Raw genomic sequence first — 24,267 nt, 5'->3', positions numbered from 1 at the left:
AACTTTATATTTTCGACATCATGCTAAAGTATCGGTTTACGATTCACATCTGTACTTGAACGCAGGCTCTGTCTGAATATAAAATGCATTTCTTACTTGCGCGCTCCAATTGGCAAAGGCTGTCCTCCATTCAGAAGTGCTAAAGAATTGATCGACCGTTTGAGTATCAGAATGCCAAACTATAAATAGGTTGAGTGGGGCAATTCCTCCTGCCCAAATGCCATTATTGAGGTCAGTATCTTCTTCCCTGACTAATAATAAGGGCAGACCAAATTGAAAAGCCATTGAGGGTTCCACTTGCGAATAAACGGATCCTTCCCAAAACGCAGGGGATGGCAGGGGTGTTGGTGGATTGGTTTGTGCATTGAGCTCGACGGTCTGAATTTTAAAACGACGAAGGTTTACTGCCAACATTCCATAGCTTGATGAAACTAACCGACGAATATCGGTTAAAATGGATTCGGGATAACTTTCGCTTAAAGGTAATGTACGCGGAAATAGCAAAGCATTCTCAATCTCAAAAATTAGACGGTTTAGAAACTCTTGTTGCTTATCGTTTAAATGAGTTGTCGTGCTTAGAAATACGGGAAAACGATAGGCACGTTCAATACACTCTTGGTGTGTCGATCCTATTGTTACTTCATCTTTGCATATAGGGCGATTCTTTTTTATACTTCCTTTCCCTTTTATGCTCAAAATGCGACGATTATTGTTAATTGACCTCATCTCCTTTTTTATTAGTTTATGGAAAAGGATTAAGAAGGTTTGGACATAGCAACTAGATTCATAATAAAGGGGCTTGATAACCATGAGCGTAATACGTTTGGAGAACGTCACGAAGAAGTATGAAGAGTCCATGATTTTTCGCGATATTTATTTTCGAGTTATGCAAGGGGAACGTATCGGCCTGATCGGACGAAACGGTGCCGGCAAGTCGACGGTATTTAAGCTCATCATGGGGAAGGAAGAGCCGACTTCCGGCAGAGTAGAAATAAATCCTCAGTTGAAAATCGGATACTTCTCTCAATTCTCGGAATTGAGCGGAAGCTTGTCCGTTCAGCAAGAACTGGAGATGTGCTTCGAGCAGGTTGCCCTTATCGAACGAGAGCTACAAGAGGTAGGAGATAAGCTGGGCTTGGTTACAGACGATAACGAAATGGAGAGGTTGCTAGCAAGGCAGGCGGAGTTATTCGAGCAAATGGATCATCTCGATGGCTGGAACGTGTCCGTCGAGATTAACACAGTGCTCACGAAGCTAGGGTTCAACGACAGATCTCGCAATCAGCCGATCGATGAGTTGTCCGGGGGATGGCGTAACCGTGCGGCGCTCGCGAAGTTACTCATAGAGCTGCCCGATGTCGTTCTGCTCGACGAGCCTACGAATTACTTGGATATGGAAGGCATTGCATGGCTGGAGCAGTGGCTGTACCGGTTCAAGGGAGCCATGATTCTGGTGTCGCATGACCGGCAATTCATCGACAAGGTCGTCACGCGTACGATTGAGATCGAGAATTATCATTTTCAGGAATACGAAGGCAACTACACCGATTACGTCCGTAAGAAGAAGATGCGCAAGAAGGAGCTGGACCGTCAGTTCGAATGGGAGGAAGAGCTGCTGCTCATGGAGTCCGAGGCGATCGATGACCGCGCGAGCAGGAAATCCACCTCCAAGGACCGTCTCTCGCGGAAGCTGGCGGATAACAAGAAGCGGATCGAGCCGCATCCCGTTAATGTACTGATTACCGATATTTACGAGAGACTGCGTTTCCCGGACAAGCTATGCGAAGTGAAGAAGATCGGACAGACCTACGAGGGCAGGCAGATCTTCGAAAACATTAGCTTCGATATTCAGAAGGAAGATCGCTTGGTCATCGCGGGGCCGAACGGAAGCGGGAAGTCCACGCTCATCAAGACGCTTACCGGGGCGGAGAAGCCGGAGTCAGGAGAGGTTATCTGGGAGAAGGGCGTTAGCTACGCCTACTTTAACCGGATGTGGGAGGAGCTTGATCCCAAGGATACCGTTAGCCACGCGGTGAATACGTATGGATTGGGACTGGACGCCCCGCGCAAAAAGGTGGCCAAATTTCTATCGATGCTGCAATTCTCGGAGGCGGATCTGAGCAAGGTGATCGGCAATCTGTCCGGCGGACAGAAGGCTCGGGTGGCGCTGGCCAAGTGTCTTCTATCGGGTGCGGCGGTTATCATCTTAGACGAGCCTACCAACCATCTGGATCTCATGAGTATTCAGGTCATGGAGCAAGCTCTAATCCATTTTCCCGGCGCCGTTATTACGGTAAGTCATGATCGCTTCTTCATCGATAAGATAGGGACGAAGATGCTGACCTTCGATCCGGTAACGGGAGTGACCGAACAAAGCTTATAAGGGAGAATGGTTCTCTGGGGTACCTCTCAGCGTACATGTTACAAAGCAAGGGCACCCAATTGGGTGCCTTAAAATTCGCCGTTAGAGAGATATGTTGAACCGTACCACAAGTAACGATAAATTTTTTTCGTTAACTTTTAATTGATACAGAAAACGGCATTTTTGAAGCAAGGTAAGGTTTCGTTTGAATAAGGCATGAAAGGCTCGTTTAGGGCTGCTAGAAGACTAAGTTGCCTCTTAAACACAACCTTCTCCGAGGTTAATACGACTTCATGGACTAGCCAGCCAACTGACATCCACGATCTTGTTTGAACTCGACTTTTATACAACAAGAGCCGCAACTCGTTATCCGAATCGCGGCTCTTGTTCTATTAGGAACGTTGGAGAACTTCCTTCATATTCAGGTCTGCTTTCTTCGACTCCTCGACTTCATACAAGCTCTGTTCCTTGAAGCCGAGTAATCCCGATATCAGGTTGGCTGGGAAGGATGCGATCGCCGTGTTGAACGCAACCACGTTGGCATTGTAGGTTCTCCGGCATGCGGACAGTTTCTCCTCCAAATCGGCTGCGGTATGCTGAAGATGCAGATAGTTGCCGCTGGCCTGCAATTGCGGATATTCTTCCCCGATCGCCACAATGGCACCCAGCTTGCCGGTCAGCTCGTCCATCGCCCGCAGTTTTTCGTTCCAGCCCGCGTTCGCGGCTGCCGCTCTCATCCGGGTAATCTCCTTCAACGTGCTTTCTTCGTATTTGGCGTATTCCACTACCGTTTTCGCGACCTTAAGCAGCGCGTCGTATCGCTGCTGCATGTAGACGTCGATCGCAGCGGAAGTTTCTTTAATTCTGTTGCGCATGCCGAGCAGGCTATTGTATTTGAAGATGATGTACAAAGCAACCATGACAACAATGATGATAGCCCAAACCATGAACTTCTCCCCCATGATCTTATTCAACTAAATATAGGACTATTGTAGTATGAATTTTGAGGAATAACAAGGAAATTTTGCTTGTATTGTCGAATAAGTCTATTTAAAGACCTACTACTACCATAACGAAAGAAGGCCTGCACAATCATGCTTCCTTCCTATGAAGAAGTTACCAAGAACATATCCGCGCTCCAAGCATGGGAGCGACTGCGTCATCATCGTAACCGCACCATCCTCAGGCGGGGCTGGCATGTCGTGATCGGACTTGCCATAGCGGCAATCGGACTCGGCATGATGTGGTATTCGTTCGGGGACTCCAGCACAGCCGGTAGCGGAACCGACGAGGAATTCGAGGGCCCCTTTTACCTCTTCCTGTTCGGTTTCCTTGTCCTCATCTGTTCTCCTATTTACATTCGCCAGGCCTTCCGCAAAACGCTCAAAAAATACAGCCGCATCTATAAGGAAATGATTGTGCCTCCCATGGTTGCCAATATGGTGGGTAAGTCCACCTATCCTCCCGAGCTCAAAGGCAGCCGTTTCGACTGCCGCTTCGAAGCGAATGGCTGTATTTCGAAAAGTAAACTGCTGGAAATCCCTATATTCGACAGCTTGAGTGAAGCCAACCTGTATGAAGGAGAGGACTATTTCCAAGGAACGTTGGGTGTAACCGACTTCCAGCTGTGCGAGATTCGCGCTCAAAAAGAGGAGAGGGATTACGAGAGCGGAAACAAGGTCAGATCGACATTGTTCGAGGGACTTGTACTCGTCGCGGATTTTCACAAAAACTTTGAAGGGACGACCGTCATCGCATCGCGCAAGGGCAAGATCAGCCACTACTTGCATCACGTAGGAGATGTTATGAAAACAATCAGCCATAATTTCGACAAGCAGTTCCGGGTTTGGACGACCAACGAGACGACCGCCCGTTATCTGCTGCCCGTCGATATGCTGGAGAGACTCGTGCAGCTCCGCGATCGCTTTTCCAAAAATAGCATGAACATCTGCCTGCACGAAGGGAAGCTTACGATCGCCATTCACTGCATGGACTACTTCGAAGCCAAAGGAATCAAGAAGCTTGAGAACGACGCTATTCTTCACACCTACAACGAAATTCGCTCCATCCTGGACATTGTGGATCTCCTCAATCTTAATACGCGTATCTGGAACAAGGAAACCATTCCTACTCAGGCGCAGCCGTAAGTCCGAGAAAGCAAACACGGCTGCTAATTCCGATACGTAAGGCTTTACGTCAGACGAGCCGGAACATCGAGTACGTTCCCTGCCAGGAAGCAAGGATCAGAAGTGGAATCAGATTCAATATCAATCGGGGCTCAGCCTGCATTAGACTTCTGAGCCTCGTCTGAAATAGAACGCTTTTGGGTTGTATCTTTATTTTGAAGGATGAATGGAGCCGATCCGTTCTTTCAACAGAGTAAGCATGATTGGGATAAGTGCTTATTCATTTGTATATTCAACATTGCAAAAAGTGGTGTTCGTCCTCGTCCTCTCCCATGTATTTCTGGGGACAGATCAACCGGGCACTTCGGATTGAATCGGCAGAGACTGGTCCAAACTAACGGTGAACGATAGTTGAATTACCAAAAAGGGCCGCGGATGACTTCGACGGGCTTCCGTACATGTAATGGAGCCTTGGTCGTTGATCGGGTAAAAGATTGGCGATTATGGCGCCGTGGCGGGCTTTTCGCTGATAGCCCGTTAAGCTGAGCCTTATCATAAGTGACGGCGAAAAATTCGGGCTTTAGGTAGGGTTTTAGATAGCAGTTGGATTAATGGAGCAGAATGCTATAGAGATAAGTTTGTCCCTCTTGAGCCAGCCCAGCGATCATATAGTTTGATCAACTCAGCTTGATAAGCGTCAATCGATTGCCCGGTTAGACCCGCATCAGATGTTTGAGCGACATAGAGCCTATCAAAGCGGCTCCGTAATTCATCCCATTCCATTAGCCATCCCCCATATTCGGATTCGAGTAAAGCATAGAGGAGGAGTGGGATAGTTTCAAACTTGACGTCGGTGAACGATTAGGAAAGGATTATGGAGAACTTGCTCCGCTGCTTCCGCTCTCGTGGTTTTTGGCAGTAGTTCGGTAAGCTCTACGTTGCAGAGCTTAGCCCGGAATGCCACCGCGCGGCGGGAAACTTTTGTTAAGCTACGGGCAGGATAGTTAAATCGATTTCTCGAATAAATCTTAATCAAAACGTTTTCTAGAGTATTGTAACCTTAGGAGAACACCATATGAAGAAGTCCTTAATTATTCTCTTTCTAGCCATGATTCCGAGTATTGTAACTATGTTTTTATTAGTCGAATTCTTCCCTTATACAGGTCTTGGAAGAATTGTGAGCATTCCTGCAACAGTATTTCTTAATATTACTTTTTTTATATTGTTTCTAGTATTCACACGTAATTTCAAATCAAGATCATTCAAATGTTTATTGTGGATTACAGCAATATTATTAAGCGTATTACTGGTGGTTGTCTTACATCCCCAGGAATATTTGCCGAGCGTTGTAACGCAACTTTGGAAACTGATGTTTTCGTAACACTTAATCCAATATATAAATTCATTCAACTAACGGAGAACAATAGTTGAATCACTCAAAGGCCGCCGAGAACTTCGACGGCCTTCCGTGCTTATTAAGCAGATTTGATCAGAACCGCAGGTGGGGGTAAAGGTTGGCAGTTATGCGCCGCAGCGCATTTTTCGCCGATAGACCCGTTAAGCTGAACCGTATCACAAATAGGACGAAATTGTGATTTGTTAAGCAGATTTTTTAAAGGGGAATAAAAAATAATCGGTTGAATATGTTGATATTAATTGCAGATTCTGAATATAACAAACAACTATGCTTTTAGAGTACTTGAATTTCTTTGAACAAATTAAAAAAAGGGGGATATACCATGAATGCTTAATCGTGAATCTGATTACAGCAATGAAGATATCATTGCAAGATTCTATTCAAGCTTCACTTTAAGTATGGCTCGTCTCTGGGTAAGCTAAATAAAATATGGAGGTTTTAAAATGACGAATAAAAAGTTTTCTTTTAAAGCCCTATCCCTTATGTTAGTCTTTGCATTTATCATATCCACATTTTACGTAGTCTCGCCGGTAAGTGCAGCCGCTAGAGGAGCATGGGCTCCAAACACTGCATATGCAGCAAATGATACAGTTACATATAGCGGAAGTACTTATACCTGTCTTCAAGCACATACTTCCCTCGTAGGTTGGGAACCATCCAATGTTCCTGCTTTATGGCAGAAAGGTGGCAGCGGCGGAACTACACCACCACCAACAACAAACGGAGTGACATTCTATGCAGATATAAACTATGGTGGAAAAGCAGTAACACTCGGAATAGGCAATTATACACTGTCTCAGTTGAACGCAAGAGGAATTCCGAATGACTGGATGTCCTCTCTCAAGGTACCAAGCGGCTGGACTGTTGAAGTATATGAGAATGATCATTTTGGCGGAACAAAATGGACCTATACTTCAAGCTCCTCCTGGGTTGGCAACACGGTCAATGACAAAATGTCATCGGTTAAGATCTATACAGGTTCACCAAATCCATCAGTAACAAAGCCTTCCGAAGTTCCAAGCCACATTTGGACTTATGCAATAAATGCAGACAATAAATTTGGTAAAGGCGGAGATTTTGCTTTATTGCTGAGTGCTGTGATCAAAAAAGAAAGCAGCTTTGGTGCAGGCTTACCAGGTAGTCCATCAGCCGGCGACGGATTGATGCAGGTAGAACCAAACACACGTAACGCTTATTTATCTCAATTCAGCTCAACATTTGGCCGTGCTTATAATCACAGCAGTGAACAAGATCAGGTGTACTTGGGTGCACTGATTTTAAACGAAAAAATTATTAGATTCGGCAACATATATAACGGCTTATTACGCTATAACGGAGGAGATAACTGGTATCCGGGAGCAACAGATTCTTATGGCCGTCCTATTCTGGCCAATCAATATGCAGATTCAGTTTACGCAACTTATAAGGGCTATGGAGGTAAGAATTAAGTGAAATAGGGAAATGCCCTGGGAAGACGCTGAGCGAATCGGCGTCTTTTCTTTGTTTCCCTGAGTGAGGATCACTTGAAGGTAGGCTCGATGGCCCGCTTAAATTGATTTCGTTTAAGTTGTTTTCCGTACCAAGTAAATTGGAACCCCGCGAAAGAGGCTATTTGTTCTTCCTGAGTCGTCTGAATGCGTTCATGTTGGCAAGCCCCTGGATTTGAGGACTTGGCACAGGGCCAAAAATACGATATACGTAGGGTATTACCATCTCGCGGTTAATTTATGATTCAACTTTGGGACTTTCCCGGAATAAGGGAAAGCCCCTTCCGCTTTTATTGGGAGCGTTACTGCGACTTGTTTTTGTACTTTAGGCTTACCTTGATCGCTCGGATGTTCACAGTATTTCACCAAACCGATAGCCTTATTAAAATAATACGATCAACGACTCCACAATGAAGTAAGGCACTCATTCGTGAGTGCCTTCTTCGTCGTTTAATGGGTTACAGTACTAGGTCGCGTACAGTCTCAATCTGCCCCGATCAATTCGTGTATGCAAACAAGGCATTAAATTTCCTTAATACCTCTCTGCTCAAATACATTCATGACTTGTACCATAGCACTGCATGCTTTTGGGAAACCAACATAAGCGGCACAATGAATGACGAGTTCAACGATTTCTTTTGGACTCATCCCTACATTGAGCGCTGCATGAATATGAAAGCCCAATTGCTCAAAAGCGCCCTGTGAAATTAACGCTGTCAGAGTGATGGTTTCTCTTTGTTTGAAATCCAATGCTTCTCTGGAGTAGATTTCTCCATAACCGAATGAAACTAGGAAGTCTGCGAAATCGGGATAAAACTTTTGGAATGCTTCTATCGGTTTTAAACCTTGTTCTCCAACCATCTCATTCAGAACTTCAATTCCCTTGTTATAATGCTCTGTATTTCTGCTCATATTTATCCCCTCTTCGTTGTCGGTGGAATTTCGGTTGGATCAAGCATAGCTTCAATAACAACCGCTGTATTTGCAAGTTTTGCTTTCTCTATCGCATCTTCCAGCTCCTCAGCATCGAAGCATTTGAATGAAAGAGCTCCCATGGATTCTGCAAACTTATGAACATCTAACATCGTTTTATAAACGGTTCCCACAGCTTTTCCCAAGTTCAGAGTCATTCCCGTATCAACCATATCGATCTTCCCATTATTGAATACGACAAATATGACATGAGCTCCGTAGTTAACCGCAGTAGAAATCTCCGTACCATGCATAAACGTGCATCCGTCCCCGGTTAAGCAAACAATTTTAGCTTTGGGATTGGAAAGCTTAGCTCCAATAGAATACCCGATAGCATGTCCCATTGTACCGAACACATCATCAAAATAAAAAGTGCCGGGCATCTTAATGTCATAATATTTTATTGCATAAAAAGTATGACTCCCATCATCGCCAAAAATGATCGTATCTTCATCTAAAGCTGCGTTCATCACTTTGACCGCCTCGACCGCAGACATTGGAGATTTGCTTTCCTTAGAGGATTCTGTCACTTTATAATCATGAATATTAAAGGGCATTTTCGTTATTTCTTTGTAACGAAGGATATCAAATAATGCATTTAGATTTGTTTTAATATCGCCAACAATGGGCAAGGTTTCGGCCGGGATAGACTTACCTATAAACGTTTGATCATAATCAAATTGAATGACGTTTTTCGGGAAATTGGAAGCGTTCAGACCGGCAAGGGACATATCGGAAAGCTTCGTTCCAATGACGATCATCAAATCTATACCGCATTCGACGTAAGCACTCGATTCATTAGTCCCGCCAAGACCAAAAGCCCCTAATGATAAATGGTGATGACTCTCAAATACACCCTTGCCTCCTGGTGTGGTCATGACTGGAATATCGAATATCTCGGCTAACATTTTCACTTCTCGATATGCCCTGCTCGAATGCACGCCTTTGCCTAAAAATATAACTTTTTTGCCAGGACGGTTTATCAAATCTGCACACTTATCCAAGTTTGGAGCAACAGGATGGATAACCTCCGGCAAGTCCATTTCAAACTCAGTTATAGGTTCAGCCAAAACGTCTGCAGCTATAGATAGATGAACCGGGCCTTTCACTCCTGAGCAGGCTTTTTCTATGGCATGCTGAAAATAAGACTGAAACGTATCCGCTCTCTCCACTCTGGCGCTAAACTTTGTCACAGGCTCAAACATTTTCACAAGATCTGTACCGAACATCGTTGAGTCTTGACCTAAAGCTTTACCTGAATCTTGGATAGAGGGATGTCCGGTAATAAATAAAACAGGAAGATGAGAGGCTTTGGCCTGACCGGCAGACGTTAACAGATTCGTACCGCCTGGGCCAGATGTTCCAATCGCAACGGCCAATTTATTATTCATTAATGCATAGCCGGCTGCCTCGAATCCAGCCCCGGTCTCATGCTTGGACAACACGAACTCGATACCATTATGATGCAGATCAAGAATGAGTGGAGTGACTGGCTTTCCTGGTATGCCAAATACGTGGTTGATCCCCCATTTTTTAAAATGGACTGCTAATATCTCGGAAATCTTTTTCATGTTAACCACCTATTCCGTTTGACGATTTGATTTCTATTTCGTCGTTTAGTTGATAAAACGATTTTTCAAATTCATCGACAGAAAGAGGCTTGCTAAAATAATAGCCTTGAACAACATCGCATTTTTTCGTTTGTAAAAACATGAGTTGATCTTTTGTTTCTACTCCTTCTGCTACAACATCCAAATTTAAATTATGTGCCATCGAAATAATGGTACTGACAATATTTAAATCATTTTGATCTAACATGATATCTCTGACAAAGGATTTGTCAATTTTTAAAGTATGGATAGGGAATTTCTTTAAATAATTCAAGGAGCTGTATCCAGTCCCGAAATCATCAATGCTAATCCTTACTCCCAAAGCGTTTAATTGACCTAAAACGTTTATCGCACGCTCAACATCCATGGTCATCGTCTCTGTAATTTCCAGCTCCAAATAATTCGGATCCATTCCTGTTTCCATTAAAGTTTTGGAAATGACTTCAACCAAGTTATCCTTTAAAAATTGCTGAGAAGAAAGATTAATGGCTACTCTAAGCTTAGGAAACCCCATTTCAATCCAACGTTTCCTTTGAACACAAACCTCACTTAATACCCATTCACCAACTTGAGAGATTAATCCGTTTTCTTCTAGGATGGGTATAAATGTATCAGGCGCTACAATGCCATATTCCGGACTATTCCATCTTAGAAGGGCTTCCAAGCCAATAATGTTCTTATGAATTAAGTCAACCTGCGGTTGATAGTACACCATAAATTCTTTATTTTCCAAAGCCTCTCTTAATGCAAGCTCCAATGACAATTTATTTTTTTCATTTGAATGGGACTTCATATTTGAATCGAATAAGGTATAATTATTTCTTCCCAATGATTTCGACTTATACATTGCATTATCAGCATATACCATGAATGTTTCAGCGTCAGTCCCATCATTGGGATAGATGGCTATACCGATACTCGAAGTTACATGGAACTTGGAACCGTTAATGGTAAAGGGGGTGTTGAATAAGTCATTAATTTTCTTGCCTGTTTGAATGACCTCTGTGCGCTCACTTAGGCCATGGAATAGGAAAATAAATTCATCTCCGCCCATTCTGAATACTTTCCCTGTGTCCCCCAAAAATTGTGCCAGCCTAGCGGAAACTTGCTTTAACAGAATATCGCCATTGGAATGTCCAAAAGCATCATTAATGGTTTTAAAGTGGTCTAAGTCCAAGAACATGAGTACCAGATCAATATTTTCTCCAGAGGTTAGAGAGGATGAAATAAGATTATTTAATGTTTCATGAAGAGAGCGTCTATTTGGCAAGGATGTCAATTCATCATGATAGGCCAAATAATTGTGCCGTTCTTCATTTAAATAACGTTCCGTAATATCTCTAAGCTGAGAGTATGCACCAATAAAGCTGCTGGTTTCATCATAGATGGGTTGAGCGTCGAATAAACAAACTACTTTTTGATGATCTACGGTTATTAAAATCATTTGCACATTATCAAAACAAGATTTGTTTTGTATAACTTGTTTCATATGGTTACTTATTAGACATTCCGGGTTCTGCAGACTTCTATCCATGATGTTGGCGTCTTTGAGAATACCGAAGGAGTTGACCACAAAATCGTTTACTGAAGTAATGATACCATCGGCATTGGTAATGATAATGCCATTTCTATTTTTATTAACCATAATCTGATTTAACATATTTAGCTTTCTATTCTGTTTCCTAAGTAATAGCTCTCTCTCAATAGAGTCAACTACTGTAGACAACATGGTTAAGAAAAAGGGGTTATGCAACTCCGTTGCTGTCATAATACATATACTTCCGAGCAAATCGTTGTTATCTGTATAATGAAAGGCCACTCCATAGCATGCTGTGTCATGAAGAACCTTATGGTAATGATTTGAACCTACAAGCTGAACAGGATGACTTTGTTGAAGAGATAAGCTGATCACATTCGTGCCCATATCTTCTTGAGTAAATTGTGCGCCAACTTCTATACCTAATTGTTGAATTGTATTTCTAATGGTTTCATCGCCAACCATATGCAGCAAATATCCATTTGCATCAGATATGACAATAAGTACAGGCGTTCCGCTTAACGAGTTTAAAATCTTTTTTGAGAAAAAATCAACAACGGATAAAATCTCACTGTACGTGTTTCTTTTTTCCAGCAATTCTTGCTCTGACATAGAGCGTTTCGGTTTTCTAATTTCATTTGGATCCATTCCTGCTTCGACACATTTTCGCTTAGACTGAGTAATATAGTCCTGTTCATCGGTCGGTTGTATCATTAAATAATCACCCCCCAATTGCTTTTTATATTAGCAAAACTATTTTTCGGAAATTATAAGCTTTTCTAATCATTATCCTCACTATTATTCGACAAAAGGAGACTTTACCCTGCAAAACTGAAATCCGAATTTATGGACTCTTGTGATAAATGAGCCCCTCGGCTATTAGCCGGAGTGCCCGCTATTTCGGCTTTTCCTTGCTTTAAGTACAGTGAAGGGATACAATCGCAACATTTTTGATAAATTGCAGGTGAAAAGGCGGACCGAAGCGATCGCCCGTGCCAGAGAGCTCGGGCTGATTTGATCTGCAGTCTGTTCCGGTCTCAAGCAATGCCTAAAAACGCTGCTGAGGATCTTTTTTTATTTCAAAACATACTTAAGTATCTACACGGCCATCCTTTGCGGCAAATATACTAAACTCATCATCAAAGGCACTCTTTTGAGAAGATTCTGGAGGAAAGGAGTGATCATCATAAAATCAAACAGAAAAACGGCGGTCTTGCTGGGGCTGCTGTTCATATCCAGCTTTGTCTTTGGAATCCTTAGTTCTGTTCCTGCGTTGGAACAACCGGATTATCTAGAAAAATTGTCAGAGATTGAAGCGCAGGTTTTAGTTGCAACTTTTTTTCAAGCGGCAATGGCCGTAGTATATGCCAGTATCGCAGTTGTATTATATCCAATCGTTAAGACATACAGTAAAGGTTTGGCGGCGGGTTATTTCGGTTTCAGGTTGATCGGAGCGGGATTTCTTTTTGTTGGTATAGGGTCCCTGCTTCTTTTATTATGGTTAAGTCACCATTTTGCAGCTGCAGGCCAAGCCGACTCATCGTATGTTGAACTCATAGCTGAATTGCTCAGACAAGGCAGAGACATTCTGAATCATATTGGAATGATATTGCCCTGGAGTATTGGCGGCTTGATTCTCTACTATTGCCTATATCAAATCAGGCTGGTTCCACGCTGGTTATCGATAGGGGGGATGATAGGCTCTGCCTTTACTCTCGTGGCTACATTATTATTGATGTTGAATATCATAAAATTAGTGAGTCCGGTCTACTTTATTTTAAACGCACCCATCGCTTTTTGTGAGCTGATTCTTGCTGTATATTTGATCTTCAGGGGGTTCAATTCCATTAATATCAATCCAAACAAAGATGGATAGTTCGGACGATGAAAGCCATCGTTTACGCCGTTTGTTGATTCAATCCCATACGGGGCTCAGCTTGCTTTAGACGGCTGAGCCCCGACGCTTTTGGGTTGTATCTTTATTTTGAAAGCTGAATGGAGCCGATCCGTTCATTCAATTCGGACTGTAATTGCAGATGGAGCTTCTCTACGATCGAAAAATCTGTGGCCGCAACATAGTAGGCCTTAATTTGAGAATCGATAGCTTCGGCTTCCGCCAGATGGGAGGTAGCCTCTTTCATTTTTGCCGAATAGCGTGCTTTGATGTCGGCGATCGCTGCAGCATGAGCTTCGTCTGTCCCAGGAGCTATAGCCAGGGTATACATATCCAGAATCTCATCCCCGTCCCGATCTGGAAAGTATTCATGCGGAGCTGTACTGTCGAAGATAGCTGTTCCAAGCTGCGGGAATATCAGCATATCCAGACTGTTCGGATCAAAGCCGCAATGAAACACTTGAACTTCGATTCCTTTCGTCTCGGCAGCGGAGGCAAGCTTTTTCAGCAAAGTCGATTTGCCAGATCCCGCCCTTCCTTTGATGAAAATCCGTCTTTTCAGCCCAGCGGTTAAGCTTTGAATAAAATCGAATGCCCCCCTTGGAGTCGCAGCTCCAAAAAACAAGTGACGCGAATCGGTGGGCGTATCGCTTTCATGACCGGCGTATAATTGTTGAGTCAAATCCTGCGCTATCTGGTCAGCCTTTGAGAAATCCATATTATCGATATAAAACGTTTCCCACTCGTCATGAATCCGCAATGCCGCTGCGAACGTTTCATACGCTTCAGAATAGGCTCTCTCAAGCTTGCCTCTAAGAGCTTCTATCGTTATGTTGTGTTCGGGTGAAATAAGGCTGTTATTAACCGCTTCCTCGAACTGGACAGATACGATTTCCCCGGCCCCGCTTTCCGAAATTCCCTTGCAGACTCGCCCGTCGACAATACCAACCTTCAATTCCGTTAAAATGACGCCATCCAGTTCGTCGGGACGGAGAGGGGAGTGAAAGCATTGCACATGCAAGCCTTTATCCAGCAGGTTATCCGCCAAGCTTTGAATGACCGTCGATTTGCCCGTACCTTGGGGCCCTGTAAGGACGAATATCTGGTTCAGACCATTAAATGCGGATGTATACAAGAAATGAGCTCCGCGCGCAGTGTTGCCCTGGGCAAAATAGTGAGATGATTTTACTGCCAACTTGAAACACTCCTTTGTGCCTATTCCGGTTCCCAACAGAATAAGCATGATTGGGATAAATGCCTATTCATTTGTATATTCCGCATTGTAAAAAGTGGTGTTCGTCCTCGCCCATGTTTTTCGCTATTTGTGTTGTAAGCCCCCAATGATGCCCGGCAAAAATGTCTTTCACTCCTATAGGAAAACACTACAACACTTCCCAATTATTCATTATAATAGAGGGAATTAAGTGAATGAATGATATTTAATGCCATCTAATTATTCATAACTCCTCGCTGCTCCCAATGAGTAAAGCTGCCTATTAAGATTTCAAGATTAATTACAATTGAGAAACTAGGTGAATAATGAAAATGCTGCTGGAGGAGTTAAACAAAGAACTGGGCAAGTTAAAGGATGATGAAAATTACATCATCAAAATATGTGAAAAATTAAGAGGAGCTGATTCTAAAGCCGCGATAGAAGCCTATGAAGCAGCTACTCAATTTGTAAGAGAACATAATATGTTAACCTGTGCTTACCCATGGATTCTTTATAATAAAGGCTGGTTATCCTTTGATTCCACAGACTTTAAATCGGCGACCACTCTTTATGAAGAGGCTTACTATATTTTCAAAGAAAATAACAATATTGATGGCCAATTGGCGACTTGCAGTGCTTTTGTAAGCGGTTATTCGGTACAACAAAAGCTTTCCCAAGCCATTGAGCATGGTATGGAAGGGATAGAGCTTGCCGAAAAAGTGGGTAACTATGAGCGACTCACGCAAATCAAAGGGAACCTTGCAGCGCTGTATATGGAAATCGATGAGTATGAAAAGGCCAAAGAGCTATTAGACCAGATCGTCAACATACCTCGTGTTTATAGTAATGCGTTTAAAGTGGCTTGTTACACGAATCAAGCTGAATGTTGCAACCATTTGGGCGATCCAGATCAGGCAATCGTGTATATCACGAAGGCGCTTAAGCTAGCAGAAGAATACATTCCCAAAATGGTGCCCAATGTATTAAAAGAAATGGCTCATATTTACGCGACCAAAGGGTGCTACGATACAGCAGAACAATATTTCGTCAAGAGTGTCGAAATGGCGAAAGCGGGAGGAGCGCAGCTCTATCTTCAAGATGCGCTGTTGTACTGGGCAGAGCTGGATTTGGTACAAGGCCGATATAAGGAGACTGTTGCTAAGCTGCAACAAGTCGAAGAGGGGATAGAAAAAGCCAAATCTACAAGAAATTTAAATAAAGTGTATTGGAATATGAGCAAAGCCCTCAAAGGGCTGGGAAATTATGAACAGGCCTATGCGTATTTAGAAAAACATTTGGAATTAGAAAAACAAATGCAGGCTATTCGCAGTGCGGAGAGTATGGAGATGCTGAATCGAAAAAGAGAAGAGGAAGAGGGGAAGATCTACAAGTTTCTCTATAATCAGACTGAAGCATTGAATGGTGTGGGTCAAAATATCCTGTCTAACTTGGACAAGAAAAGTATCTTTAATATTGTTGCTAAGGAAATACAGGATTTGATCCAAGCGGATATTATTCAAATTGGCATTTATAACGAAGAGGAAGGGATTCTTCACAATGAGTTGTCTATCGAAAAGGGGCAACGTTTGGTCGTAGGGCCTAAGTCGATATTAGAGGATAGCTTCTGGGCATATAGTGTCAAACATAAGCAGGATATCTTTATTAAGGATACGGAAAAGGAATATAGCCGTTATTTTGAAGATTTCAAGGAATACTTAGAGAAGGTAAGGAAGAAGAAGGAGTATGTAGTAGAGACAATACCTTATTCGCTTATATTTGTACCTATTATTATGAAAGATAAGGTAATAGGGGTGATAAGTACTCAAGCTTATAAGAAAGATTCTTTTAACTTAAAGGACTTGAGTACGTTAAAGACTCTGTCTAATTATCTGGGGATTGGGTTAGAGAATGCCCGATTGTATATGGAGGTTGAATATGCATCCAAGTATGATGCATTAACCAAAGTCTTTAATCGAAAAGAGTTGTTCGAAGAAACAATCCAAATGTACGAGCAACTTAAAGAAAGCAATAACGCAGAAAAAGCACTATGTATCCTGATGATTGATGTGGATAATTTTAAGAGAATCAATGATGTGTACGGGCACCAGGAAGGAGATCGGGTGCTGGAGCGTGTGGCAGATCTGATTCAAGCTAGTATAGGTGAAAAGGATAAGGTAGGCAGATATGGCGGGGAAGAGTTTATGGTGGCAATCCCCGATGAAACATTAGAGCAATGTATTCAAAAAGCAGAGAGTATTCGATTAAACGTGGAGAAGGCAGCTATAATCTCAGCTCCAGGGATACCCATTCCTATTACCGTAAGTATAGGGGGAGCCAACCTTAATACAAAGAAGCATACCGTAGAGCAAATGATCAATTATGCGGATAAAGAACTATTCAAAGCTAAAAATTCAGGTAAAAATAACGTATGTGTATATCATCAAGATTTTTTGTGAAACGAAAAGCCACCAACACCTTTTCAGAAGGATATTGGTGGTTTTCGTTTTTAGTTTATCTGATTTCGAAGGAATTGAACGTTCGCTTCGTTTCTTTGTTATTTGAAGTAAGTTTAGGCCAGTAATTCTGCAGGCTGCAATTTGTTCCGCAAAACATACAGCATGATTGCGCCAACAAGGAATGCGACGGCATCCGCAATGACGAGCGACCAGACCACCCCGTGGAAGCCGTTCGTCTGATTGGCGATAAACAACACAGGAATCAGGGTCATTCCTTGAATAATTGACATCACAAATGCGGCAGTGCCTTGCCCTGTTGCTTGGAAGATCCCGATAAACAAGGTAGTCAATCCTGTAATGAACAAGGATAAGAATGTCACATGTAGAATGTAGCTGCCCATTTCAATTAATTGCGGGTCCGTTGTAAATAAACCAATCAAGTGGTCGGAAACCAAATAGACGATGATGCCAAACACGACTGCTAATGCCAAAATCGCTTTGATTGTAAATCCAATGGTATTCTTCATGCGTAATTTATTCGCTGTAAAAGAGAAAGCGATCAACGGCACGACTCCCTCGCATAAGCCCATGAGAATAAACTCTGGAAATTGCAGTAACCGTGATGAAATTCCGTAAGCCGCTACGGCCTGATCCCCATATTCAATAAGAAAATGGTTGAGGATGAGCGACATGGCACCCAAGAAGACACTCATGACAAAGACAGGAACTCCGATTTTGAATACATTGACCAGAATGTCCTTGGTTGCCTTGAACCATTTGAAGGAGACGGTTAAGAATTGGCTTTTATGTTTCATATGGAAGGCGTAGAAGACACTCGCAACCAGGTTAGAAATGACCGTAGCGGACGCAACGCCGATTACGCTCCAATGGAAGACGAAGATGACAAGCGCATCGAGTATAATATTCACGACAACGCTGAGAAGCATACCGATCATCGACGTCATTGCTGCCCCCTCCGAGCGAACGATATTCTCCAGCGTGAAGAATAATACGACGAATGGCGAGCCCAACAGCATAACCGTGACATAGTCCTTCGTGAATCCGAAGGATTCAGACGTTGCACCTAAGCCGTGAACGATTGAATCGATCAACGGGAGGCCGACGGCGATCACGATAAGACCGAGAACTAAGCTGCTGTAGAATGCGAATGAAGACACATGTTTGACATCGTCATATTTTTTCTCTCCTAGCAAACGAGAGATGAATGTACCGCTACCGATTCCAATCAAGTTGCCAAGCGCCATAATAATCGCGAATAACGGCAAAGTTAGTGCGAGCGCGGTTAACATGGCAGTATTGTGGAGCGTTCCGAGAAAATAGGCATTCAAGATGGAGTAGATGACACTCATTGACGTGCCTAACATCATCGGTACAGCGAAGTGAGCTACGGCTTTTGCGACCGGTGCTTTTTCAAAGTAATGAAGGTTTTCTGCATCCATACGGGTCACTTCTTTCTTCATTTTGTTTACCTAACAGTGTTAGATTGAACCTTACAGTGTTAGATGATATCATGAAGTTATGAACCTGTAAAGAACAATCTTACACTGTTAGATAAAGGGCGGATATGGATGAAGAAACAGCAGCCTCAAATTTCGGAGGACATGATTCTGGAAGCCTCTTGGGAGCTTCTAGGGGAGGAAGGCATAGAGAAATTCAGTATGAGACGATTGGCCGACCGGCTGGGGATTCAGGCTCCTTCTCTGTATTGGTACTTCAAGAGCAAGCAAGATCTCTACCAGCGTCTGGCCAACCAGGTATCGAAAATCATTCTGGAGGAGTTCCACTCTGATGGGGACTGGAAAGAGCAGCTGGCAGGGCTTGCGGAGACGGTACGGAGCGTGCTTTGCCGATACCCCTGCTCCACGCAGCTTATGATGATGACGCTGCCTCACGAGCCGGATTATATCCGGTTCACCAACCGTACGCTGCTCTGTGTGGAATCGACGCCTCTTGAGCAGGATCAGAAATTTCAAGCCGTTCTTACGCTTTTGAATTATGTCTTCTACTTTGTACTGGACGATTATCAGCATCAGCGCAATGTATCCACTATCCTTAAGGAACAGGGCGTGCTTCCGGGTGACGAGATGATCCGCCTTCTGGACTCCATGAGCGAGGCGGAAGCGGGCTTGTTCCGGAGGATGTTCAATAATGGCTTGTTCGAGCTGATGGGAACCGATGGGGCGTTTGAGTTTGGCCTCAAGCTGATTCTGTCGGGGATTGAGCAGGTAATAAAGGAGCAAGAGAAGTAGCTGAACCGTATCATAAGCAGTCGAAAATTTTTGTTGTGACAAGAATGCTGCTCTAAAAATAGAAGCTTGCTCAAAAGCCCTTCATTACTCTGAGGGCTTTTGTTATTGGTAACGTACATTTAGCGGCGAATGGACAAGGACAAATTGCAAATAATAAATGCAGCCGTCATAGTGTAGGGCAGGACTTATCAGGGAAGTAACTAACGAGGCTCACGGAGGCACACATTTTCTAGATAAGCAGCAAAGCTCTTGATATTCATCCGCATATGCCGATTATTGCCTTCGAGTTTGCTCATCATGATACCGCCCTCCATGATGGAAAGGGAGAAGGTAGCCAGTGCCTCTATATCGAGGTCTGCTTTAAACTCGCCGCTTTGCAAGCCTTGGGAAATGATTTTCTTTAGAGATTGCAGCGTGTCTATTAGCGCTTGCTTGGCTCTTTCACGTAAGCCTGGATGACTGTCGTCGCTATCAATAGCTGTGTTGAGGAGCGGGCAACCTCCAATGAAGGGCGGCGCTTCCACTACTTTCTCGTATACGCGCAAGTATGCCAGCAGCTTGCCGGAGGCCGTTTCTTGTTGACTGATTGCATGGGCAAGCTGGGCCCCTACAACATGGCCGGCATAGCTAAAGGCTTCATACGCAATTTCGTCTTTACTGGAAAAATGGCGGTAGATGCCGCCTTTTTTGATGCCTGTCAACTCTGTTATATCGGATAAGGATGAACCCGAATATCCTTTCTGGTTAAAAAGCTCAGCGGCCTTAGCAATAATAAACTCACGAGTTTTTTCGCCTTTCTCCATCATCATCCCCCTATTTAACGGTATTTGTACACACGTAGTATAACAAATGAATTTCCACCCTTGCAAAGCAATGCATCTGTAGTTAATATTAAAGATACCGATCGGTATCTTTTTTTTGAGTGACAAGGGGGATAAGAGTGGGCGCGACATGGTTTAAGGAATCCAGGCATGCTTGGATTGGATTGGGGTCTCTCTGGATTGTTGGATTTATTGGCGCATTGACCCGATTTAGCATGGCTTTTTTTCAGGTGCAAATATCGGAGGATTTACTCATTAGCAGGGGATTTATTTCAATGGCATGGTCAACCAACTTATTAATAACAGCTATATGCGCACTTCTGGGAGGCTGGCTTGTCGATCGTTACGGAACAAAGGAGGTGCTCTTTTTAAGTGCAATCTTGAGTACTATGGGCACTGGCGTTGTCTTGTTAGGGAACAATCCTATCGTCTTTTTTATTGGATATGGCGTTATCTCTGGATTAGCTGGCATTGGGGCAACGACGAGCTATTTATTGATGTTAGAATGGTTTAGGCATCACCGGGCTAAAGCAATGTCGCTGTTGGCGAGCGCATCTTCTGTAGGGTTAACGATTATTACGCCAATTTTCGTATCCGTTGGATGGCTGACTTGGAAGGATGCTTTTATAGCTTCTTTTGCCTTAGGCATTGTTGTGACATTGCCTGTAATTTGGGTGGGAATCAAGAGCCAGCAACAGAAAGATATGGGGAATCCCCAATCGGATCATGCAATAGAAGTTGAAGAGCCTGATACGCCTCTTACTTTAACTCCATCCTCCAAGACATTCATTCATCTTCCTATCTTTGTTGTGGTCGCATTTGCGCTTTTCACCTGTGGAGTCAATATGGGCTCCGTCGAAATGAATTTAGTAGCCATACATCAACTGGCAGAAGTGTCTCCAAGCATGATCGCGTTATCCATGAGCATACTTGGCATTATGGAAATTACGGGTTCACTCCTTTGCGGTTATTTTCTGGACCGATACAATAAGTTGGTAATGATGTCTATTTTGTATGGCATACGTATACTGGGCTTTGCTTTCCTCTTTATGCACCTGGGAAGTTCACCTATTGTTTTTGCGATAGCGTTCGGAATTACCTACTTAAGCGCAGTGCCGGGGGGAATCCTTGTCATCAATGAATTTGCCAACGGAAAAGGAAAACATGCCGGGATATTACTGTTCTTTCACCAGGGCGGTGGCATTGCGGGTGCATTAATCGGAGGTTTTTCCTTCGATTATTTCCGAAGTTATCAGAATTTGATCCTTGTTGACATCATAATTTGTATCCTTGTCACGCTGGGATACTTCGTATTATTCATGACACATAGAAGGGGTATTAGCATTCAAAATAAGAAGGCTGCAGCAAGCGGGGCTCTTTAACTTAGTGTATGAGAAAAGAAAAGCTCCACCTAAAAGGGGAAGAGCTTGCCATCGTTTTATGCTGATGCAGGATCTTGCCACACATTAAACTTGCTTCCGTCGGGGTCTTTGAATTTGAACTGTAAACCACAGCCGTCATGGTCAACTATGTGCTGCGGCATGTGATAAGTTCTCTCAGAGAACTCATCACATGCCGGATTGAATATTAATTGGGCTTCTTCTTTGGTTTCGGTTCATCATGAATGACGGAGTATTCTACGATATTCCCGTAATGATCGGCTTCGATAGCGCAGCAGCTTGTCATCATCTCTTTTACTAGCTCGCGGCCTCGCTGCACTCTGGATTTCGCTCCCGAATAAGAGATATTCAGATGTTCGCTTAACTGCTTCTGCGACATGCCCTGCAGCTCGGAAAGCTCAAGCGCCTCCCGATATTTATCAGGCATGCGAGTCAGGATGCTCATCATCCCTTCAGCGGCCTCCGAATTACAATCCGCGACTGGTTCTTCTTCGACAATGGTCGCGTTATCCAGAAGTGCCACCGTCTTTTTTTCCTTCCGGAAATGATCAATGATGCTATTTCTTGCGATTTGAAAAATCCATGCTCGTCTCTTTTCATCATCCTGTAGACGGGCCATCCCTTCATAAGCTTTCATAAAGGTCATTTGCACAATGTCTTCGGTATCAGTGTGATGATTCGTTTTATGCAAAACGAAATTCCGGACGTGCTCATAGTGTTCATCCCATAATTGCTCTAAATTCATCAGCGCGGTCCCCCACTCAACGAAATTTATTCAAAAAATGTTTCTCTAATTTGCGTCCATTCCGATTTGACTTCGTCTCCATTAATGTAAACCAAATAATGGAGGGAGTAAAGACGATGAAATACAACTTGCTTGGCAATACGGGAGTGCTGGTATCGGAGATAGGATTGGGAACAATGACATTCGGCGGCGGCGAGAAGTGGGGTGTTTTCGGCGGCCTGGGTGAAAAGGAAGCGGGCATTCTGGTCGATCAAGCGATGGATGCCGGTGTGAATTTTTTGGATACGGCCAATGTATACTCGGTCGGACAATCGGAAGAAATTCTCGGCAAGGCTCTGAAGAACAAAAGGCATCAAGCTTTGATCGCAACGAAGGTCAGAGGACGCACGGGATCTGGTCCGAACGAGCTCGGGTTATCTCGCTTGCATATCATTGGGCAAGTGGAAGCAAGCTTGAAGAGGCTCGGAACGGATTATATCGATCTGTATCAAGTCCATAACCCCGATCAATTAACGGACTGGGAAGAAACGCTTCGGGCTCTCGACGATCTGGTTCGGAGCGGGAAAGTTCGCTATATCGGCAATTCTAATATGACCGGGTGGAACATCATGAAAACTCGGGGTCTCTCGCAGCTTCACGGACTTCACGCTTTCAAGAGCAGCCAATCTTACTACTCTCTCGCCGCGCGCGAGATCGAACGGGAAATCATTCCAGTGCTTCAGGATCAAAATATGGGTTTAATCGTCTGGAGTCCGCTTTCCGGGGGCTTCCTGTCTGGCAAATACACGCGGGATAATCCGGGCAATGACAACGACCGGCATACGAACGTTCCGTTTCCTCCGGTCGACAAGGATAAAGTATTTCCGATTATCGACACGCTTCAGGATATTGCGGCAGTACGCGAGACGACGGTGGCTAGAATCGCTCTTGCTTGGGTGCTGAATCAGAAGGCCGTAACGAGTGTCGTTATTGGCGCAAAACGACCCGATCAACTACAGGAAAACCTTGCGGCAAGCGGGATTACTCTAACAAGCGATGAACTGCTCAGACTGGATGAGGTCAGCCGCATCCCGATCGAGTACCCGGCATGGCCATTCTTGGAGAGCGATGATTCGATCGTGAGGAAGCATGCGAAATACTAAACTAAAGGCAAGACCAAAGAGTTCATCGTAAGATGAGCTCTTTTTTGCTGCTTACATCAATACAATACTTGGGATTTTGCTCTATAGGTGTTACGCTTAGCCTTATAATAAGCGATGGCGATAATTAGGGTGACAAGAAGGATATAGGGATCTGTAGGAGTTATGGATGAGGGCACGATTGGGGTATATCGAGGGTTTTTTATTGGGGGAGTGAAGAATGAAACGTAAGTATGCTGATCTGTCTCATTGGTCCATTAAACCCGCGAAAAAATATACACAATTATATATAGATGAATTAGATTTTAAAGGACATATTTGCTTGATGCAATTTGAAAACGTAAAGAGTCCAATAACCTTTCGGATAGGACAAAATTATGAGCTCATCATTATTGATGATCAATATACATGGCTTGAACATATTCCGGATGAAGGACATCATATTTTGACAACCGTAATAAACAGTAAGGGTGAGGTTATTCAACATTATTTTGATATTATCGCAGAGAGCTCATTGACCGATGAAGGAATACCATACTTTGATGATCTGTATATAGATGTAATACTGCTGCCCAATAATAAAGTTTATATTTTAGATGAGGACGAGTTATTAGCAGCAAACAATGACAAGGTGATATCAGCAGAACAGTATGATCTGGCCATTAAGGAAAAAGAGATCGTTAGAACGACTCTATTGGAGAACAGAAATCGTTTAATTCATAGATGGAACAGAGATTATGAAGTGCTTAAAGGAATGGTTCCATAAAAATAACGAAGGAGGTGGCAGTTGCCAGCTCCTTTGAAGTTTTCACTGTTTT

Annotated in this window: 18 protein-coding genes and 1 pseudogene; 10 read left to right on the top strand and 9 right to left on the bottom strand. The window is 43.5% G+C overall.

The window, feature by feature from the left end; genetic code table 11:
• Positions 1–36: 36 nt before the first annotated feature.
• Positions 37–810: a hypothetical protein gene (locus tag AC0YNW_RS22665; RefSeq protein ID WP_475833885.1), complete on the bottom strand. Its 774-nt coding sequence runs from the start codon at positions 808–810 to the stop codon at positions 37–39.
• Between AC0YNW_RS22665 and AC0YNW_RS22660 the strand changes: the two genes are divergently transcribed.
• The gene (locus AC0YNW_RS22660; protein WP_475833884.1) at positions 809–2,383 is read left to right on the top strand and encodes an ABC-F family ATP-binding cassette domain-containing protein; all 1,575 of its coding nucleotides are present in this window, start codon (positions 809–811) and stop codon (positions 2,381–2,383) included. The two genes, AC0YNW_RS22665 and AC0YNW_RS22660, sit on opposite strands and share 2 nt — an antisense overlap.
• A gap of 371 nt (positions 2,384–2,754) precedes the next feature.
• On the opposite strand, the gene AC0YNW_RS22655 is transcribed toward AC0YNW_RS22660, so the two are convergent.
• A complete protein-coding gene (locus tag AC0YNW_RS22655; protein ID WP_475833883.1) occupies positions 2,755–3,309 on the bottom strand; it encodes a LemA family protein in 555 nt (184 codons plus the stop codon).
• A gap of 147 nt (positions 3,310–3,456) precedes the next feature.
• Between AC0YNW_RS22655 and AC0YNW_RS22650 the strand changes: the two genes are divergently transcribed.
• A complete protein-coding gene (locus AC0YNW_RS22650; RefSeq protein WP_475833882.1) occupies positions 3,457–4,509 on the top strand; it encodes a DUF3137 domain-containing protein in 1,053 nt (350 codons plus the stop codon).
• A gap of 1,839 nt (positions 4,510–6,348) precedes the next feature.
• Positions 6,349–7,353 (top strand): carbohydrate-binding protein, encoded by a 1,005-nt coding sequence (locus AC0YNW_RS22645; protein ID WP_475833881.1) that lies wholly within the window; start codon positions 6,349–6,351, stop codon positions 7,351–7,353.
• Positions 7,354–7,914: 561 nt separating this feature from the next.
• Here AC0YNW_RS22645 and AC0YNW_RS22640 read toward each other — a convergent pair.
• The 3 genes from AC0YNW_RS22640 to AC0YNW_RS22630 are packed head-to-tail and all read right to left on the bottom strand — an operon-like array spanning position 7,915 to position 12,225.
• Positions 7,915–8,304 carry a carboxymuconolactone decarboxylase family protein gene (locus tag AC0YNW_RS22640; RefSeq protein WP_387477096.1) on the bottom strand — a complete coding sequence of 130 codons (390 nt, stop codon included), beginning with the start codon at positions 8,302–8,304 and terminating at the stop codon, positions 7,915–7,917.
• A gap of 2 nt (positions 8,305–8,306) precedes the next feature.
• Complete coding sequence (locus tag AC0YNW_RS22635; protein ID WP_475833880.1) at positions 8,307–9,935, bottom strand: thiamine pyrophosphate-binding protein; 1,629 nt, start codon at positions 9,933–9,935, stop codon at positions 8,307–8,309.
• Between the two features lies 1 nt (position 9,936).
• Entirely contained in the window at positions 9,937–12,225 is a 2,289-nt protein-coding gene (locus tag AC0YNW_RS22630; RefSeq protein WP_475833879.1) for a sensor domain-containing protein, read from the bottom strand.
• A 187-nt stretch (positions 12,226–12,412) separates the two neighbouring features.
• Here AC0YNW_RS22630 and AC0YNW_RS22625 point away from each other — a divergent pair.
• Together AC0YNW_RS22625 and AC0YNW_RS22620 are read left to right on the top strand one after the other, a co-directional pair.
• Positions 12,413–12,529 (top strand): annotated as a pseudogene (locus AC0YNW_RS22625) (helix-turn-helix transcriptional regulator); the annotation flags it as partial.
• Between the two features lie 159 nt (positions 12,530–12,688).
• Positions 12,689–13,387: a DUF4386 domain-containing protein gene (locus AC0YNW_RS22620; protein ID WP_475833878.1), complete on the top strand. Its 699-nt coding sequence runs from the start codon at positions 12,689–12,691 to the stop codon at positions 13,385–13,387.
• Positions 13,388–13,490: 103 nt separating this feature from the next.
• Here the strand turns inward: AC0YNW_RS22620 and AC0YNW_RS22615 are convergent, their stop codons facing one another.
• Positions 13,491–14,600, bottom strand: a complete 1,110-nt coding sequence (locus tag AC0YNW_RS22615) for a PRK06851 family protein (protein ID WP_475833877.1) — start codon at positions 14,598–14,600, stop codon at positions 13,491–13,493.
• A 350-nt stretch (positions 14,601–14,950) separates the two neighbouring features.
• Between AC0YNW_RS22615 and AC0YNW_RS22610 the strand changes: the two genes are divergently transcribed.
• Positions 14,951–17,074, top strand: coding sequence for a diguanylate cyclase (locus AC0YNW_RS22610; RefSeq protein ID WP_475833876.1), 2,124 nt, complete (start codon positions 14,951–14,953; stop codon positions 17,072–17,074).
• A 113-nt stretch (positions 17,075–17,187) separates the two neighbouring features.
• Here the strand turns inward: AC0YNW_RS22610 and AC0YNW_RS22605 are convergent, their stop codons facing one another.
• Entirely contained in the window at positions 17,188–18,534 is a 1,347-nt protein-coding gene (locus AC0YNW_RS22605) for an MATE family efflux transporter (protein ID WP_475833875.1), read from the bottom strand.
• A 129-nt stretch (positions 18,535–18,663) separates the two neighbouring features.
• Between AC0YNW_RS22605 and AC0YNW_RS22600 the strand changes: the two genes are divergently transcribed.
• Positions 18,664–19,344 carry a TetR/AcrR family transcriptional regulator gene (locus tag AC0YNW_RS22600; RefSeq protein WP_387477111.1) on the top strand — a complete coding sequence of 227 codons (681 nt, stop codon included), beginning with the start codon at positions 18,664–18,666 and terminating at the stop codon, positions 19,342–19,344.
• A gap of 200 nt (positions 19,345–19,544) precedes the next feature.
• Here the strand turns inward: AC0YNW_RS22600 and AC0YNW_RS22595 are convergent, their stop codons facing one another.
• A complete protein-coding gene (locus AC0YNW_RS22595) occupies positions 19,545–20,153 on the bottom strand; it encodes a TetR/AcrR family transcriptional regulator (protein ID WP_475833874.1) in 609 nt (202 codons plus the stop codon).
• Positions 20,154–20,284: 131 nt separating this feature from the next.
• On the opposite strand from AC0YNW_RS22595, the gene AC0YNW_RS22590 reads away from it, so the two are divergent.
• Positions 20,285–21,547, top strand: coding sequence for an MFS transporter (locus tag AC0YNW_RS22590; protein WP_475833873.1), 1,263 nt, complete (start codon positions 20,285–20,287; stop codon positions 21,545–21,547).
• Positions 21,548–21,752: 205 nt separating this feature from the next.
• On the opposite strand, the gene sigZ is transcribed toward AC0YNW_RS22590, so the two are convergent.
• Positions 21,753–22,310 carry an RNA polymerase sigma factor SigZ gene (gene sigZ / locus AC0YNW_RS22585; RefSeq protein WP_475833872.1) on the bottom strand — a complete coding sequence of 186 codons (558 nt, stop codon included), beginning with the start codon at positions 22,308–22,310 and terminating at the stop codon, positions 21,753–21,755.
• 116 nt (positions 22,311–22,426) lie between these two features.
• Here sigZ and AC0YNW_RS22580 point away from each other — a divergent pair, with 116 nt between their 5' ends.
• Positions 22,427–23,452 (top strand): aldo/keto reductase, encoded by a 1,026-nt coding sequence (locus AC0YNW_RS22580; protein WP_475833871.1) that lies wholly within the window; start codon positions 22,427–22,429, stop codon positions 23,450–23,452.
• Between the two features lie 217 nt (positions 23,453–23,669).
• The gene (locus AC0YNW_RS22575) at positions 23,670–24,215 is read left to right on the top strand and encodes a DUF402 domain-containing protein (protein ID WP_475833870.1); all 546 of its coding nucleotides are present in this window, start codon (positions 23,670–23,672) and stop codon (positions 24,213–24,215) included.
• Positions 24,216–24,267 lie beyond the last annotated feature (52 nt).

The organism is Paenibacillus sp. J31R120 (genome assembly GCF_056269225.1).
This window is presented reverse-complemented; position numbering and strand designations above follow the sequence as displayed.